Annotated in this window: 10 protein-coding genes; 9 read left to right on the top strand and 1 reads right to left on the bottom strand. The window is 60.9% G+C overall.

Going from position 1 to position 13942, the window contains the following annotated elements:
- The first annotated feature begins 37 nt into the window (after positions 1 to 37).
- The 9 genes from ACYVGC_RS03745 (at position 38) to ACYVGC_RS03785 (ending at position 12152) form a co-directional block, all read left to right on the top strand.
- Positions 38 to 3547 (top strand): DUF4175 family protein, encoded by a 3510-nt coding sequence (locus ACYVGC_RS03745; RefSeq protein ID WP_460582450.1) that lies wholly within the window; start codon positions 38 to 40, stop codon positions 3545 to 3547.
- A gap of 184 nt (positions 3548 to 3731) precedes the next feature.
- Positions 3732 to 4163: an ATP-binding protein gene (locus tag ACYVGC_RS03750; protein ID WP_460582451.1), complete on the top strand. Its 432-nt coding sequence runs from the start codon at positions 3732 to 3734 to the stop codon at positions 4161 to 4163.
- Positions 4160 to 4627, top strand: a complete 468-nt coding sequence (gene ybeY / locus ACYVGC_RS03755) for an rRNA maturation RNAse YbeY (RefSeq protein ID WP_460582452.1) — start codon at positions 4160 to 4162, stop codon at positions 4625 to 4627. The genes ACYVGC_RS03750 and ybeY overlap by 4 nt, the downstream gene beginning before the upstream one ends.
- A gap of 21 nt (positions 4628 to 4648) precedes the next feature.
- Positions 4649 to 5365: a GNAT family N-acetyltransferase gene (locus tag ACYVGC_RS03760; protein ID WP_460582453.1), complete on the top strand. Its 717-nt coding sequence runs from the start codon at positions 4649 to 4651 to the stop codon at positions 5363 to 5365.
- Positions 5366 to 5550: 185 nt separating this feature from the next.
- Positions 5551 to 7419, top strand: a complete 1869-nt coding sequence (gene mnmG, locus ACYVGC_RS03765) for a tRNA uridine-5-carboxymethylaminomethyl modification enzyme MnmG/GidA (RefSeq protein ID WP_460582454.1) — start codon at positions 5551 to 5553, stop codon at positions 7417 to 7419.
- 116 nt (positions 7420 to 7535) lie between these two features.
- The gene (locus ACYVGC_RS03770; RefSeq protein ID WP_460582455.1) at positions 7536 to 8483 is read left to right on the top strand and encodes a methyltransferase domain-containing protein; all 948 of its coding nucleotides are present in this window, start codon (positions 7536 to 7538) and stop codon (positions 8481 to 8483) included.
- Positions 8484 to 8583: 100 nt separating this feature from the next.
- The gene (locus ACYVGC_RS03775; protein WP_460582456.1) at positions 8584 to 10230 is read left to right on the top strand and encodes an Ig-like domain-containing domain; all 1647 of its coding nucleotides are present in this window, start codon (positions 8584 to 8586) and stop codon (positions 10228 to 10230) included.
- Between the two features lie 806 nt (positions 10231 to 11036).
- Positions 11037 to 11531 (top strand): DUF4385 domain-containing protein, encoded by a 495-nt coding sequence (locus ACYVGC_RS03780; protein WP_460582457.1) that lies wholly within the window; start codon positions 11037 to 11039, stop codon positions 11529 to 11531.
- 129 nt (positions 11532 to 11660) lie between these two features.
- A complete protein-coding gene (locus ACYVGC_RS03785) occupies positions 11661 to 12152 on the top strand; it encodes a hypothetical protein (protein WP_460582458.1) in 492 nt (163 codons plus the stop codon).
- A 280-nt stretch (positions 12153 to 12432) separates the two neighbouring features.
- On the opposite strand, the gene ACYVGC_RS03790 is transcribed toward ACYVGC_RS03785, so the two are convergent.
- Positions 12433 to 13836 (bottom strand): inorganic phosphate transporter, encoded by a 1404-nt coding sequence (locus tag ACYVGC_RS03790; RefSeq protein WP_460582459.1) that lies wholly within the window; start codon positions 13834 to 13836, stop codon positions 12433 to 12435.
- Positions 13837 to 13942: the final 106 nt, after the last annotated feature.

A 13942-nucleotide genomic window follows, 5' to 3' on the forward strand; every position in this document is an offset into this window, starting at 1 on the left:
GCGGCGCGGGCCGCCACACGCCCGCCCCCTTTAGCCTATGACGATGGTAGCGGACCGGCCGGCTGCGGCAGCCGGGGTTTCTTCAACTGATTTTCCGGCCCTGGCTCAAGTGCGAGCCGAGCTGGAAGCCTACAAGCGCAAGTTTTACCTCAGCTTGCTGGTGCGCGGCGGCCTGGTAGCGGCGGCCCTGCTGCTGAGCTTGTTCGTGGTTTTCAACACCCTCGAATACTTCCTCTACCTGCCCCCAGTGGTGCGGGCGGGGCTGCTGTTTGGCTTTCTGGCGCTGGCCGTGTACGCGGTGGGGCGCTGGCTGTGGCAGCCCCTGACGGCGCTGGCCAACCTGCGCCGCCTGCTGAGCGACGAGCAGGCCGCCCGCCAGGTGGGCGAGCTGTTTCCGCAGGTGCAGGACCGCCTGCTCAACGCCCTCCAGCTGCAAGGCCAGGCCCGCGGCAACGAGCTGCTGCTGGCCAGCCTGGAGCAGCGCGCCGCCCAGCTGCAAGGCGTGTCGTTTGCCCAAGGCATTGACATTCAGCAGCAAAGCCGGCCGCTATGGAAGTACGTACTGCCGCCGCTGGCGGTGCTGCTGCTGGCGCTGGCGTTTTTCCCGAGCTTCATCACGCAGCCCACCAGCCGCATCTGGCACTACCAGCGCCGCTACTCGCGGCCCGCGCCGTTTAGCTTTGTCATTAAGAACAAGCAGCTACAAGTATTTAAAGGTGAAAGCTTTACCTTAAACGCCGCCGTAACCGGCAAAGCCCTGCCCGCCACCCTCAGCCTGCTTACCCCCGACGGCCCCGAGCGCCCCCTGACGCCAGTGCCCGGCCACCCCGGCGAGTTTCGCTACACCTTCGAGCAGCCCGCGCAGGACGTAACGTTTCAGCTCAGCGGCGCGGGCTTCGTGTCGGACGAGTACCAGCTCACGGTAGTGGAACGGCCTGACCTGCGCGACTTTACGGTGCGCGTGACCTACCCCAGCTATACCGGCCGCGGCACTGAAACCCTGCGCAACGGCGGCAACCTCACCGTGCCCGAGGGCAGCCAGCTGCGCTGGGAGTTCAGCACCGCCGCCACCGAGGCCCTGGCCCTGCGCTTCGACAACCCCGCCGAACTGGTGCAGGCCACCCGCAACGGCGAGACTTTCGTGGCCGAGCGACGGGCGCTGCGCTCGCAGCCCTACTTAGTGCAGCTGCGCAACGCGGCCAGCGCCAACGCCAACCCCATTAGCTACCAGCTCACGGTGGTGCCCGACGCGCCGCCCAGCCTCACGGTGGAAGCGTTTTCGGATACTACCTCGCTGCGATTTCTGGCGCTAGGCGGCTCATCTACTGATGATTATGGCCTTACGGCGCTGCGCCTGCACTACCGCCTGCACCGGGCCGGCACAGGCCCCAATGCGGGCGGCGGCTTTACCAGCCGAGCGCTAAGCCTGCCCGGCGGCGCGGGCGGCACCTACGCCTACACCTGGAACCTGGCCCCGCTAACCCTGCGCCCCGGCGACCGCCTCGAATACTTTGTGGAAGCCGTTGATAATGATGGTATTCACGGGCCGAAGAGCACGCGCTCTCGGCCCCTGGAGTTCCGGCTGCCTAGCCGGCGCGAGCAGGATAAGCAGCTGGCCTCGGCGGCTAATGCGGTGGCCAGCCAGCTCAGCTCGGCGGCCAAGCAGAGCAAGCAGCTGGAGCGTGAGCTGGCCCAAAGCCAGGACAAGCTCAAAACCAAGCGCGACCTAAGCTTTCAGGACCGCAAGCAGCTCCAGGACATGCTGGAGCAGAAGCAGCAGATGGACCAGCAGGTGTCGCAGATGCAGAAGCAGTTCGACCAGCTGCAAAAGCAGCAAAACCAGCTCGACCCCAAAAGCGAGGAGCTGGCCCAAAAAGCGGAGGAGCTGAAAAAGCTGATGAGCGACCTGCTCGACCCCGAAACCAAGAAGCTATACGAGAAGCTGCAAAAGCTGCTCGACGAGCAGAAGAAGCCCGACGCCGAAATGCAGAAGCTGCTGCAACAGCTTGAAAACAAAGAAAATACGCTGCAAAAGGAGCTGGACCGCGCCCTCGAAATGTTCAAGCAGATGCAGTTTGAACAAAAGGCCGAGAAAACTGCCGACCGCCTCGACCAACTCGCCAAAGACGAGCAGAAGCTAGCCGAAAAAACCGCCGAAAACGACAAGAACAACCCCGATAATAAGCAGAGTGCTGAGCAGCAAAAAGCTGAAAACCAAAAGCTTCAGCAGGAGCAGGCCCAGCGGCGCGAAGAGCTCAACCAGCTGAAGGAGGACCTTAAAGACCTCAAGCAGCAGGACAAGGAGATGGGCGACCAGAATGAGCTGGACGAGCAAAAGGCCGACCAGCAGCAGGCCGACCAGGAGATGCAGGAAGGCGAGCAGCAGCTCAGCAAAAACCAGAACCAGAAGGCCAGCCAAAGCCAGAAAGCCGCTGCCGAGCGTATGGCCAAAATGGCCAAGAAAATGCGCGAGGAGGCCAGCGATGACGAGCAGCAGAAAAAGCAGCAGAACATCGACGACCTGCGCGACATTCTCGATAACCTGGTGACGCTCAGCTTTGACCAGGAAAAGCTGATGAAGGACTTCCGGGCCGTGGACCAGACCGACCCGCGCTTTGTGCAGCTGGGCCAAACCCAGCGCAAGCTGCGCGACGACGCCCAGATTATCCAGGACTCGCTCTACGCCCTGGCCAAGCGCGAAACCCGGATTCAGAGCTTCGTGACCCGTGAAGTGGGCGAGATGAACGGCCGCATGGACGAAAGCCTCACCCACATCAAGCAGCGCGACGTGGCCCGCGCCACCACCACCCAGCAGCAGGCCATGACGAGCGTCAACAACCTGGCCCTCATGCTCTCCGACGCCCTCAAGCAGATGCAGCAGGATATGCAGCAGATGCAGGGCAAAGGCCCCGCCAAGCCCGGCAGCGGCAAGGGCAAGAAAAAAGGCAAGGGCGGCTCGCCCGGCGCGGGCGGCCTGGGCAAGATGCAGCAGCAGCTCAACGAGCAGATTCAGCAGCTCCAGCAAAGCGGCAAAACCGGCCGCGCCCTCTCGCAGGAGCTGGCCAAGCTGGCCGGCCAGCAGCAGATGCTGCGCCAGGCCATGCAGCAACTGGGCAACATGCCCGGCGGCGGCAAGCCCGGCGGCAAAGAAGGCAAGGATGGCAAAGACGGGGGTAAAAACGGGGGCAAGCCGGGCCAGGAAAAAGACGGCAAGGGCGGCGGTGGCAATGCCGCCGAAATGAAGAAGATGATGGAGCAAACCGAGACGGACCTCGTCAACAAGCGCCTCACCGAAGAAACCATTCAGCGCCAGCGTCAGATACTGACGCGCCTGCTCGAAGCCGAAAAATCGGCCCGCGAGCGCGACCAGGACACCAAGCGCGAGGCGCAGTCAGCGCAGAATCATCCGCCCGTCTTTCCACCGGCCTTCGAGAAGTATAAAACGGCCGCTCCCGACCAACAAACAGAAATATTGCGCCGACAGCAACCCACGCTAACTCCTTACTATCAGCAGAAAGTGAGTGAGTATTTCCAAAAAAATCGCTAGCTGAACCGTAACCTCATCAACCAGCGTACGTAGAGGCGGTTTGCTACTAATATAATTCAGGCAAAGCCGGGCCAAGTGGCCGAAAACCACGATGCTACGGCCCAGTCTGTTTTTTTGCCCGACATTTTCTACTTTTGCCGTCCGTTAGCCGCGCCGCCCTCTCTATTCCTTCGCTACCCCCAGTATGAAGCAGGTTAAAATTCAGATTCCATCGCTCGTGGAAAATATCCGCGTCGTGGAGAGCTTCATTGATAACTCCAAAGACACGTTCCAGATTGAGGACGACATCTACGGCAATATTATGGTGGCGGTGACGGAGGCCGTGAACAACGCCATTCGCCACGGCAACAAGTTCGACAAGGACAAAAACGTGTACCTCTCGCTCTACGTCAACGAAAACCAGCTGAAGTTTGAGATTGAGGACGAGGGTACCGGATTTGATTTCAACAACCTCGACGACCCCACGGCCCCCGAAAACCTCGAAAACCCGGGTGGGCGCGGCATCTTCCTCATTCGCCACCTGGCCGATGAGGTGGAGTTCAGCAAAGACGGCCGCCGCCTGGAGTTGACGTTTGCCCTGCACCCCGCCGCCACCCCCGAGCAAGCCGCCGCATGAGCGTACCAGCCGCCGCCGGCGTCCGCTACTTCGAAGCCCCCGGTATTGAGTTTGTAGTCGAAGACGTGCCCGAATTCGGCCTGCACGACGCCGAAGACCTTGTGGCCTGGATTGAGCGCATTGCCGTGGTGCACGAGTACCGCATTGCGCAGCTCACGTTCATCTTTTGCTCGGATGAGTACCTACACAAGCTCAACGTGGAGTACCTCAACCACGACACGCTCACCGACATCATCACGTTTGATAACGCCGACGATGCCGAAGTGCTCGAAGGCGACATATTCATCAGCGTAGAGCGCGTGGCTGACAATGCTAAAGACCTGAATATCAGCTTCCGCGACGAACTGCACCGCGTCATGATTCACGGCGTGCTGCACCTGTTGGGCTACCACGACAAGGACCTGCTGAGCCAGACGGCCATGCGCCGCAAAGAAGACTACTGCCTCTCGCTGCGCACCTTTTAGGGCGGGGCACGTTTTGCTGGCATGAGTGTCGCGCTATCCCGCCTGCCCGGCGATTTTCTGGATTACTACCTCGGTCAGGGCTACTACCGCATGGGGCAAAACCTGTTCACCTGCGAGTTTTTGCCCCTCGAAACCGGCCTCTACACCACGCACTGGCTGCGCCTGGCCGTGGCCCAGGTCGCCTACGGCCCCAAGCAGCGCCGCCTATTTCGGCTCAACGAGCGGTTTGAAGTAGTTACCCGGCCATTTCGGCTTTCGCCGGAATTGAACAACCTGTATAATACTTATTATCAGTCGGTTGACTTCGATGGTAACCCCTCGCTGGCCGACTTGCTGCTGGATGGCGGCACTCACAACGTTTTCGACACCCACGTCATTGAGGTGCGCGACGGCACCCAGCTCATTGCGGCCGGCGTGTTCGACAACGGTACGGACAGCATCGCGGGCATCGTCAATTTCTACGACCCCAGCTACCACAAGCATAGCCTGGGCAAGTACCTAATGCTGCTTAAGTTAGAGCACGCCCGCCGCCACGGGCTGGCCTACTACTACCCCGGCTACCTGGTGCACGGCTACCCCAAGTTCGACTACAAGCTGTGGGCCTGCCCCACGGCCACCGAGGTATTCAACTCACGCACCCACCGCTGGCGCCCTTTCAACTGGGAGGACGTGAACCGGCAGGCCGCCTTCCTGCACAGCGAGCGGCAGGCCCAGGACCTGGCCGACGAGGCTGAGTAGCCCTGGCCCACTCCGTTTTCGCGCAAGGTTTCGCCAGGTTAAAAGAGGTTTCGCGGGGTAGTTCGGGAAGCGGTGAGAATTAAGTTACGGCCGGGCGCGTTGTCACCAACTTGGGGTCGTGAGCCGCCCTTACCGGCAGACGTACCTTTGCGAAACCTCTTTTACCCTTGCGAAACCTTGCGCTTATGTTCCAGCAAGAAGATTACGACCTCATTGTGGTGGGCGCGGGCCACGCGGGCTGCGAAGCCGCCGCTGCCGCCGCCAACCTCGGCTCGAAAGTGCTGCTGGCCACGATGAACCTGAACACCATCGCCCAGATGTCGTGCAACCCCGCCATGGGCGGCGTGGCTAAAGGCCAGATAGTGCGCGAGATAGATGCCCTGGGCGGCCAGAGCGGCATCATCACCGACCGCACCATGATTCAGTTTCGGATGCTGAATCGCTCCAAAGGCCCCGCTATGTGGAGCCCGCGCGCCCAAAGCGACCGCATGCGCTTTGCCGAGGCCTGGCGCCTGACCCTGGAGCAGATTCCGAACGTCGATTTTTGGCAGGAAGCCGTTACCGGCTTGCTCGTAGAGGACGGCACGTGCGTGGGCGTGCGCACGGCGCTGGGCATCGAGTTCCGCAGCAAAACGGTGGTGCTCACCAACGGCACGTTCCTCAACGGCCTCATTCACATTGGCGAAAAGAACTTTGGGGGCGGCCGGGCCGGCGAAAAAAACAGCCGCGGCCTCACCGAGCAGCTCGTGGAGCTGGGCCTGGAAGCCGGGCGCATGAAAACCGGCACCCCGCCCCGCGTGGATGGCCGCTCGCTCGACTACTCCAAAATGGAGGTGCAGGCCGGCGACGAAAATCCCAGCCGCTTCTCGTACCTCGACACGCCCCGGCTCACCGAGCAGCGGCCCTGCTACATCACGTACACCAACGAGCGGGTGCACGAGATTTTGAAGGAGGGTTTTGAGAAATCGCCCATGTTTCAGGGGCGCATCAAGGGCCTGGGGCCGCGCTACTGCCCCAGCGTGGAAGACAAAATCAACCGCTTCGCCGACAAGGACCGCCACCAGATTTTTGTGGAGCCCGAGGGTTGGAGCACCGTGGAATGCTACGTGAACGGCTTCAGCAGCTCGCTGCCCGAGGACATTCAGTACCGCGCCCTGCGCGAAATCGCGGGCTTTGAAAAGGCCAAGATGTTCCGGCCCGGCTACGCCATTGAGTACGACTTTTTCCCGCCCACGCAGCTTACGAATACGCTCGAAACCAAGCCGGTGCGCAACCTGTGGCTGGCGGGCCAAATTAACGGCACCACCGGCTACGAGGAGGCTGCCTGCCAGGGCCTGATGGCCGGCATCAACGCCCACCAGCGCGCCCACGACAAGCCGGCCTTCACGCTGCGGCGCGACGAGGCCTACATCGGCGTGCTCATCGACGACCTCATCAACAAGGGCACCGACGAGCCGTACCGCATGTTTACGAGCCGCGCCGAGCACCGCATTTTACTGCGCCAGGACAACGCCGACCTGCGCCTTACGCCGCTGGGCCACGCCCTGGGCCTGGCCAGCGACGAGCGCCTGGCCCGCGTGCAGCAAAAGGAGGCCGACACGGCCGCCGTGCTGGCCGTGCTCGCCAATTTTGGCATCGAGCCCGCGGCCATCAACGGCTTTTTGGCGGCGCAGGGCTCGGCCGAAATCCACGAGAAAACGCGGGCCCTCAACCTGTTGCGCCGGCCCAATATCGAGCTGCCGCACCTTACGGCCTACCTGCCCGAGCTGGCTGAGAAGCTGGCCGCCTTCAGCGAAGAGGCTCAGGAACAGGCTATTATCCAGACCAAGTACGAAACCTACTTGCAGAAGGAGCAGCAGCAGGCCCAGCGCATGCGCGAGCTGGAAGACTTCCACATTCAGGGCCGCCTGAACTACGGGGCCATGCCGGCCCTCAGCCACGAGGCCCGCGAAAAGCTCCTCAAAATTCAGCCCGAAACGCTGGGCCAGGCCAGCCGTATCAGCGGCGTAAGCCCGGCCGATGTGTCGGTGCTGATGGTGTATCTGAATCGCTGAATGATAACGCCCTGAAAAAGACCGTCATGCTGAGCTTGCCGAAGCATCTCTACCACGAGAGTATTCTCTAATTATTAGGATTACCCTCGTGGCAGAGATGCTTCGGCAAGCTCAGCATGACGGTCTACTTTGATTTTTCTTTTTTCAACAAAGTGACCGAATTATTACCCGTCTGCCCGGTGTGCGGCAGTACCGACTTGCGCGACAAGCTGCGCGTGCAAGACCGGTCGGTGAGCCAGGAAACGTTTACCATTCAGCAGTGTGCGGCCTGCGGGTTCCAATTTACCAATCCCCGGCCCACGGCGGCGGTTATTGGAAAGTATTATGAGTCAGATACTTATGTGTCGCATAACTCAGCGGCGCAGGGCCTGGTAAACCGGGTGTACAAGGCGGCGCGCTACTTCACGGTGCGGCGCAAGGTGGCGCTCATTACCCGGATTAATGCGGGCCGCACGGGCAATTTGCTCGACTACGGCTGCGGTACGGGCCACTTCCTAGCCGGGGCCAAGCGCGCCGGTTGGCAAGTAACGGGCTTGGAGCCCAACGACCGCGCCCGCCACGACGCGGCCACCCGCGTGGGCCAGCCCATTCTGGAGGCCACGGCCCTGGCCACGCTGCCCGCCGCCAGCTTCGATGTGATTACGCTGTGGCACGTGCTGGAGCACGTGCATACGCTTAATGATACACTCAGTCAGCTACTTGCGGCGCTCAAGCCGGGTGGCAAGCTGCTGATTGCAGTGCCCAACGCTGATAGCCTCGACGCCCAGCACTACCGCCAGGATTGGGCCGCGTACGATGTGCCGCGCCACCTCTACCACTTCGTGCCGGCCACCATGCGCCAGCTGTTAGCGGCTCACGGCCTGCGCATTACGCAAACCCTGCCACTGCGGCTCGATGCCTACTACGTGAGTATGCTGAGCGAGCGCAACCGGGCGGCCGAGCGGGCCGGTGGGCCGCTGGCGGTGTTGCGGGCGGGCTACAAATCCAACCAGTACGCGGCGCAGCACGGCGGGCAATATTCGAGCCTGGTGTACGTAGCCGAGCGGGCGGCCGCGGGCCGCTAGCCCCGGCCGTAGCCGGCGAGGTACTTTTGCACACGTTTTTCCGCCGCTGGTATTTCTGATGGGTTTTCGCGCTCCTTTCCGTTTTTTAGTGAGTAATAAGTTGACTGCTAGCCCGGAATGGGTTGGCTCGGGACTGGCGCTGTTGGCTTTGCTAGCGCTGGGCAGCTGCGCGGCCATCAGCTCGCCGCAGGGTGGCCCGCGCGACAAAGCCGCGCCGCGCCTCGTGGCTACCTCGCCCGACAGCGCCGCCCGCAACGTGAAGCAGCAGTTTATCCGCCTCACGTTTTCGGAGCCCATTCAGGTCAAGGATTTGCCTAAGAACCTGCTCATTACCCCGCAGCTGGCCCCCGATAACTCGTACTCGGTGCGGCCCGACCGCGACTTCGTCACCCTGCTCTTTAAGAAGCCGCTGGAGGCCAACACCACCTACTCGTTCAATTTTCGCAACGCCATTGTGGACGTGACCGAGAGCCTGCCGGCCAAGTACCAGGCCCTGAGCTTCAGCACCGGGGCCACCCTCGACTCGGGCCGGGTGAGTGGCTCGGTGGTGGACCTGCTCACCACCCGCCCCGCCAAAGACGTGGTGGTGGGCCTCTACCGCACCACCGACACGGTAACCGTGCGCCGGGGCCAGCCCTACTACCTCACCCGCACCGACGACAAGGGCGCGTTTCAAATCAACTTTGTGCGCGTGGCGGCCTACAAGCTCTACGCTTGGACTGATAAGAACAACAACAACCGCTTCGACGACGGCGAAAAAATCGCGTATCTGCCTAAACCACTCGCAGTTACCGACACCACCGGGCCGCGCGTGCTGCACCTGGTGCGGCCCGACCGCCTGCCCCCGCGCCGCACCGGCCTCGAAACTACGGCCACTTCGGCGCGCGTAACCTTCAACGAAGGCCTGCGCACGGCCACGCTGGCAGCCTTGACCCCGGCGGCCGGCGCTACGCCAGCCGCCATCCAAAATGCCACCGAGCCGGCCGACGTTGGCCGCTCGCTGCTCATCTACAAAACCCCAGTGCTGAGCGATGGCCGCTACCTGCTCACGGCCACCGACAGCACGGGCAACGAGCGCCGCGACACCCTCAACCTGCGCTTCCCGGTGCCCACGGCGGCGGGCAAAAAGACCCTTGTGGCGGGCACCCTGGTGGCTGGCAACCCGCGCACCGTGTACCGCCAGGGCCAGGTAAAATTCGTGTTTCCGGTGCCCGTGGAGCTGGTGGCCGGCCGTAGCCCCGGCACCCTCACCGAGGACTCGCTCAAAACCCACGCCCTGAAAGTGCCCACCGAGGCCGTGCTGAGTGCCAGCCGCACCGAGCTGCTGGTGACCCTGGATACGAAAGCACTCAAAACTGTGGAAATTCGCCTCGATACTATGGCTATTCTGGCCGTTACGGGGCAGTCGCTGGGTTTGCGCCGGCCCCTGCGCCTAGCCGTGGTCGACCAGGACCCCAGCGGCCTCATTACCGGCACTATCCAGACGCAGGTCAAGACCTTCGACTTGCAGCTCCTCAACGAGCAGTTGCAAGTGGTGGCGCAAGTGCGTTCGCCGCGCGGCACCTACCGCTTCGCCTACCTGGCTCCCGGCAAATACCGCTTGCGCGTGCTCATCGACCAGGATGGCGATGGCCGCTGGCGCAGCGGCGACCCCGACCTCGTGCTGCCCGCCGAGCCCATTTACCTCTACCCCGAGGTAATCCAGGTGCGCTCCGGCTTCGAGTTGAGCAACAAGCTCAGCTTCTAGCCGCCCGCGCTACGCTGCCGGCGGGTGGGCCGCCGCCGGGTTGCCCCTTACCGCCGGCCGCCCGCTGGTAGCCCACGGGGGCGGTTGGGCGTTTTTCAGCTACTTGCCCGGTTTGGTGGGCGATTGTGCATAAGACACACCAAATTCTGGTTTTGAGCCGGTGCCTTTCATAAAAAGTGGATAACTAAGCCGCGTTTCCAGTTACTGGGCGCGGCTTTTGGCGTTTTTCCACTAGTTATCCACCGAGTTATCCACCGGCAACGGGAGAGGAGCGGGTTTGTGTGGATAACCCTGGGGAAAGGTGTGGGCAACCTGTGGATAAAATGGGGACAAGTTTTTTTGGTAGTCCGACCCGGCTAGCAGCTAATCAGCGCTGTGGATAACGGTGGATAACTTCCACCGTCCACGAACACTATCCACACACCCTGCCCCCTGTGGATTGTGAATAGTGGATAACTAATGTGAATAGTGGATAACTAGGTTAAGTTATTCAGAATGACCCGAATGATATGCACATTGCCTGTGGATAGGTGGTGGATAAGCCCGTAGTTACCCACTTGTTATCCACGCTGTGGATAACTATTGAAAGTTATCAACTTATCCACTGCCCTGATGGATGAGAATAAGAAGAGCTTTTTTTAAAAAGAAATTAATTCATCTTATTAACCTGTGGAAAACTTCGGTTCGTGGAAAACTCGCGTTTGCTCTTGCCCTGGCCAACCCTGGCCCAGAGGCGGCCGTTGAAAAAGCGGCCGCTGAGAAACCGGCTGTGGAAAACCACTGCGCCCAAAAAGAAAACTGCCGCCATGCCTTTCGACTACACCCTGGACTTTGACACCGTTGATTTTCGGGCGCACCCCGAGCTGTACCGCGTGGGCCGGGGCGAGCAGGGCGTGCTGTTGGTGCAGCCCTACAAGGGCGAAATCCTGCCCCACTGGCGCTTCAAGGATGCGGCGGCAGCCCAGGAGTCGTCGGCGGCCATCTGGAGCCTGCTGGAAGCTTATCTGAAGGCCGAGGACTTTGTGGGGGCCGACATGGCCCGCAAGTTTTTGCAGATGGGCTACACCCGCGCCCGGCGCTACGCCAACCACGCGGGCGGCAAGAAATACGCCGGCCCCGTGCCCGCCGACAAAAAAGGCCAGAGCGGTGCCCACGGCCGCGCCGAATTGCCCCGTAATCCACATCCCGATGTGGATAAAGTAGAAGCCGCCGCCATTTTCAAAACCAAGTGGGACGCCGCCGTGGCCCTGCCCGACTACCAACGCCAAAAAGCCGCCTTCGAGGCGCAGTATGGCAAGTGAAATGTAGGGTAAGCTTTAGCTTGCCGGGCACCCGCGCAAGTGCCCCGCCGGTGCGGATGCCCGGCAAGCTGAAGCTTACCCTACACGCTGCACATTCTACCTTTGCCCTAACTACAAAACCCCTTTCCCATGAGCACCCCGACGACCACTCCCAGCAGCATCGAGGAAAACGAAATCATTCTGGGCACCGGCATGGGCCCGCTGCGCTTTGGCACCACCATGGACGAGGTGCGCACCCTGGTGGGTGAGCCCGAGGAAATCGACGAGTCTGAAGACGAGGACGAGTTCGAGCACCAGGCCTGGAACTACTACGAGGAAGACCACCTGCTCTCGCTGTATTTCGACCGGGAGGACGACTTCCGCCTGAGTTGCATTGAAACCGACAACCCCAACTTGCGCCTCTTTGGTGAGGTTATCCACGGTCAGCCGCTCGACCGGATAAAAGACCTCATGAAGCGCCACGGCCAGGCCGCCCCCGAAGTCGAAACGATGGAAGGCGGCGAGGTGCGCTTGTCCTACGAAAAGTCGATGATTGACATGTACTTCGAGGAAGGGATGTTGCAATTTGTCAACTTCGGCGTCTTCATTAATGATGACCTGGAGGTGCAGTGGCCCAAGTAGACTTATTTCTGGTGGAAAACTCGAAAGTTCCTGGCATTATCCTGTAAGGGACCCACTGACTGAAAAGTTATCCACAAAAAGGCCCTTTTTTAGTGTTGATAAGTGGATAACTCAGTGAAGCTGGGATTATTCCCAGGTTACCACTAGTTGACTTAGCCAACCTGCCTAGCAAAAAAAGCCAACCCTAACCAGGTTGGCTTTTTTGTTGGTAGCGCGAACTTTGAGAGTTCGCGCGTGGGTCGTTCTACGCGCGGACTCTCAAAGTCCGCGCTATATTTCACTACCCCGTAAACGAGCGGAACAACAGGAACAGCGCGCCCGACAGCACCATGGTAACGGGCAGCGTAAGTATCCAGGCCAAGGCGATGCTGCGCACCATTTCGGGGTTCACGTTTTTGACGCCGCGGCTGGCCACCATGCTGCCCGCAATGGACGAGGTGAGCACGTGCGTGGTCGAAACCGGCAGGCCAAACTGGGTATTGACGCCAATCATAATGGCGGCCACCAGCTCCGAGCTGGCGCCCTGGGCGTAAGTGAGGTGCTCTTTGCCGATGCGCTCGCCAATGGTTTTTACGATGCGTTGCCAGCCAATCATGGTGCCGCAGGCCAGCGACAGCGATACCATCAGCAGCACTTGCCAAGGGGCGTAGTCGGTGAAGGTTTTCATCTGAGCCACGGCCGCCTCGTAGTTGGTGCGGTCGGCGGTGCTGAGGCTCACGCGCTCAGAGCCGAGCAGCTTTTTGCCGCGGTTGGCGAGCAGCAGGATGTCGCGCCGAATCTCGAAGCGGGCATTGGTTGGCAGCTCCGCCACCTTGGTTTTGCCCGCAAATACGCGGTCGAGGTCGGCTGCCTGGGCGCGCACTTCAGCCAGCAGTTGCTGGTCGGGGGCGCTTAGGTCAGCTGGGTTGAGGCGGTTGATAACGTACTCTACCCGGGTGAGCGAGTCGCGCAGGTCGAGGGGGTTCTTGGAACTGTCGATGGCAAAGTGCACGGGCACTATCCCAATGAGAATCAGCATGATAAGGCCCACGCCTTTTTGCCCGTCGTTGGAGCCGTGGAAGAAGCTTACCAGCGTGCAGGTTACAATGAGGGTGAGGCGGATGAACAGGGGCGGCGGCTTGCGCTTGTGAGGCTCCTTAAACAGCGCCTTGCTCGGGAAAAACCGCTTGAGCAAGAACATCATCAGAATGGTAAACGTGAAGCCGAGTACCGGGCTCAGCAGCAAGGACATCCCGCTTTCGCCGGCCTTGCTCCAGTTTACGGCCGCGCCCTTGCCGCCGGGCAGCAGCGAAAACGCGATGCCGACCCCCAGAATGGAGCCGATGAGCGCGTGCGACGACGACGACGGAATGCCGTAGTACCAGGTGCCCACGTTCCAGATAATGGCCGCCACAATGAGCGCGCCCACCATGGCAATGCCGTGGTATACGTTCTGGTCCACCAAACTTTCGACGGGCAGCAGGTACACAATACCCATGGCCACGCCAATGCCGCCGGCAAACACGCCGATGAAGTTCCAGAACGCCGACCACACTACGGCCACCCAGGGCCGCAACGTATTGGTATAGATAACGGTGGCCACGGCGTTGGCCGTGTCGTGGAAGCCGTTGACAAATTCAAACGCGCAAGCTGCTAGCAAACAAACTGCTAGCAGCAGCAACACATGGGGTTCAAGTCCGAACATATAAAAGAAACCGGAGTGGGTAGCCGGCCCACAAAATTAACCTGCTATTGTGCAAACGGAATGTTACCGAATCGTGACCCCCTGATTGACCGCAGATTCAAACGGA

Source organism: Hymenobacter arcticus (assembly GCF_054779975.1).

Excerpts from the sequence above, each read along its gene's own strand:
- ACYVGC_RS03770 (WP_460582455.1), top strand. The coding sequence starts at position 7,536 with ATGACGGTCTACTTTGATTTTTCTTTTTTCAACAAAGTGACCGAATTA.
- ACYVGC_RS03750 (WP_460582451.1), top strand. The coding sequence starts at position 3,732 with ATGAAGCAGGTTAAAATTCAGATTCCATCGCTCGTGGAAAATATCCGC.
- mnmG (WP_460582454.1), top strand. The coding sequence starts at position 5,551 with ATGTTCCAGCAAGAAGATTACGACCTCATTGTGGTGGGCGCGGGCCAC.
- ACYVGC_RS03745 (WP_460582450.1), top strand. The coding sequence starts at position 38 with ATGACGATGGTAGCGGACCGGCCGGCTGCGGCAGCCGGGGTTTCTTCA.
- ACYVGC_RS03760 (WP_460582453.1), top strand. The coding sequence starts at position 4,649 with ATGAGTGTCGCGCTATCCCGCCTGCCCGGCGATTTTCTGGATTACTAC.
- ybeY (WP_460582452.1), top strand. The coding sequence starts at position 4,160 with ATGAGCGTACCAGCCGCCGCCGGCGTCCGCTACTTCGAAGCCCCCGGT.
- ACYVGC_RS03785 (WP_460582458.1), top strand. The coding sequence starts at position 11,661 with ATGAGCACCCCGACGACCACTCCCAGCAGCATCGAGGAAAACGAAATC.
- ACYVGC_RS03790 (WP_460582459.1), bottom strand. The coding sequence starts at position 13,836 with ATGTTCGGACTTGAACCCCATGTGTTGCTGCTGCTAGCAGTTTGTTTG.
- ACYVGC_RS03780 (WP_460582457.1), top strand. The coding sequence starts at position 11,037 with ATGCCTTTCGACTACACCCTGGACTTTGACACCGTTGATTTTCGGGCG.